Consider the following 2,717-nt stretch of genomic DNA (forward strand, 5'->3'; position numbering starts at 1 on the left):
ACTTCAAGAACTGCTCATTGCCGACCATACCGATCTTGGTCACACCAATGCGCTGAGCCGAGGCCATTACCGCCGCCACCGATTTGTACGGCACCACCGCATTCGGACGCAGATGCACTTCCGGTTGATTCGGCTGTGCCGCCACTTCACCCAGTTTCGCTTCGAGTTCGTTACGGCTGGCCACGGCCACTCCGTTCCACAATACCGTGCCATCAAAGTCAACGTCGATGTTGATCACGACCGGTGGTTCTGTCGGCTTACTCGGGGTGTTCGTCGGCATGTTCAGATTCACGGAGTGATTCTGAATCGGGATCGTGATGATGAGCATGATGATCAGCACCAACATGACGTCGATCAACGGCGTCATGTTCATTTCTATCATCACTTCAGGATCGGCGGAGGAGCTGCCTGAGCCTATTTGCATTCCCATATCTGGTCCTTTTCCTTAATTCCGTGGTGGTGGTTCGATCACGAACCCGACCTTGGTGATCCCGGCGCGCTGGGCGGTCAGGATAGTTTTGCCAACAAATTCGTAACGCACATTCTGGTCGCCACGAATATGGACTTCCGGTTGCGGTACTTTGACGGCTTCGACTTTGAGTTTGTCAAACAAACCTTCGGTGCCGCCTGGCAGGGGTTTCATGCCGCCGTTCCAGTAGACGTCACCATCTTTGCTGATCGATACGGTGATGTTTTCTGGTTTGGTTTTGTAAATCTGGTTGCGTTCTGCCGGGAGCTTGAGTTTGACCGTGTCAGTAATCACCGGGGTGGTGATGAGGAAGATGATCAATAAGACCAGCATGACGTCGACCAGCGGGGTGGTGTTGATGGTGCTGTTGACTTCGTCTTCGCCATCACCATCGTTGCCGATTGCCATTGCCATAGTGTGTTCTCTTTCAGATTGCACGCCGGTGCGCTAGGCAACCGGCGTTGTGACTTGAGTCGTTCGTGCTTGTGACTGTGTGTCTGGTGTGCCGTCTTATTTCTTAGCTACTTTGTTCATGCTGCCAGACAGAACGACGGAGTGCAGATCACCTGCAAAGGAGCGGACTTCTTCCATCGCGCTCTTGTTGCGGCGAACCAGGAAGTTGTAGCCCAGAACCGCTGGAACCGCCACTGCCAGACCGATCGCGGTCATGATCAGCGCTTCACCCACAGGACCTGCTACTTTGTCGATCGATGCCTGACCGGACATACCGATCGCTGTCAACGCATGGTAAATACCCCAGACTGTACCGAACAGACCAACGAATGGTGCTGTAGAGCCAACAGTCGCCAGGAAGGCCAGACCATCTTGCAGACGGCTTTGTACTTTGTCGACCGCGCGTTGGATAGACATGGAGACCCAGGTGTTCAGATCGATTTGTTCCAGCAGTGCGCCTTCATGGTGTTCTGTGGCTTTGATGCCAGAGTCAGCGATGAAGCGGAATGGGCTGCCTTCTTTGAGTGCAGCGGAACCGGCTTGGACGGAAGCGGCTTTCCAGAATTTGCCAGCTTCTTTGGCCTGGCCAGAGAGTTTGACCTGGTCGATGATTTTAGTGATCAGGATGTACCAGCTACCCATGGACATGATGACCATGATGATCAGTGTGCCTTTGGCAACGAAGTCACCTGTTTTCCAGAGCGCGTCTAAGCCGTATGGGTTTTCAATCACTTCTTTCGCAGGCGCAGCAGCGATGTCGCCGGCAGGTGCGGCAGCAGGTGCAGCAGCGTCAGCCGCTGGTGCGGAGGCAGCAGGTGCTGCAGTGGAGGCAGTTGCAGAAGCTTCTTGTGCGGAAGCTGGAGCGACGGCAACAGCGGCAGTCAATGCCAGGAGAGCTGCAGCCAGAAATGCGGAGAAACGGGTTTTCATTATGGTGCTTCCTTTAATAACAAATATAGAAGGTTGGTATTGCTTACGACTGTTTTTGTTGTCACTTCGTTCAGGTCTGTTTTGTCCTGCACGAGGGTGACGTTTTTAATTCATGCTGTTTTCTGGGTAAAGCAGGAAGTCAGAGAGGTATTGCCGGGAACGCTGATTTCTTGCTTTTGCCTGGACTCAGGATTAGTTATCCAGTTTCCACACGTACTGCACTTTCGTCCAGGTCGGTTGTGGTTTGCCATCGACGGTACCTGGTTTGTTTTTGCAGGAACCAGACAGCAATTGGGTACGGACGGCATTATCGAGACCACGGTAGCCACTCGATTTGTCGATCTTGACGTCAGAAACGGAGCCATCAGCACCGACTAAGACGGAGAGAACAACCGTACCGGTTTCTTCATTACGCAAAGAAGCGCGTGGGTACTCGGGTTTGCAGCCAGCGACGTTGAAGTCGATGACGCCGGGAACCGTCACAGGGCCGGTTGCTTTCGGTGCTTCAGCCACAGGTGCCGGTGGTGCTTTGCTGAACACCGGGTTTTCAGGTTTGACGTTGGATACGGCAGAAATCGTGTTCTGTGGCTGTACCTGTGGTTGTACCTGCACTTCCGGCGGCGGAATAAATGGTGGCGGTGGGGCCAGCAGTTTCGGCGGCGGTGGCGGTGGCGTATCTGGTGGTGGTGGTGGTGGCGGCACTTCTTCGACAATTTTTGTCTCTAAAGGCTTTTGCACGATTTCGATGAGCTTGGTACCCAAGCCATTGAGCAGTGCATACACCAGCACTACGTGAAACGCTATGACCAGCCCTATGCCCAGGAACTTCTTGCCCGGCTCTTGCTGGCGATCTGAAAAATCCATT

At 53.6% G+C, this 2,717-nt stretch carries 4 protein-coding genes; all 4 read right to left on the minus strand.

From position 1 onward, the window contains the following. Nucleotides 1-430 (minus strand): biopolymer transporter ExbD (locus tag H8K38_RS18130; RefSeq protein ID WP_186886252.1); only part of this gene is annotated, 430 nt, incomplete at its 3' end. A 15-nt stretch (nt 431-445) separates the two neighbouring features. Continuing rightward, nucleotides 446-883 (minus strand): biopolymer transporter ExbD, encoded by a 438-nt coding sequence (locus tag H8K38_RS18135; protein WP_186886253.1) that lies wholly within the window; start codon nt 881-883, stop codon nt 446-448. 96 nt (nt 884-979) lie between these two features. Then, nucleotides 980-1,852, minus strand: coding sequence for a MotA/TolQ/ExbB proton channel family protein (locus tag H8K38_RS18140; RefSeq protein WP_186886254.1), 873 nt, complete (start codon nt 1,850-1,852; stop codon nt 980-982). Nucleotides 1,853-2,044: 192 nt separating this feature from the next. Next, nucleotides 2,045-2,717, minus strand: a 673-nt coding sequence (locus tag H8K38_RS18145; protein WP_186886255.1) for an energy transducer TonB, incomplete at its 5' end; no start/stop codon positions are given.

This window comes from Undibacterium sp. FT79W (genome assembly GCF_014284215.1).
GTDB lineage: Bacteria > Pseudomonadota > Gammaproteobacteria > Burkholderiales > Burkholderiaceae_D > Undibacterium > Undibacterium aquatile.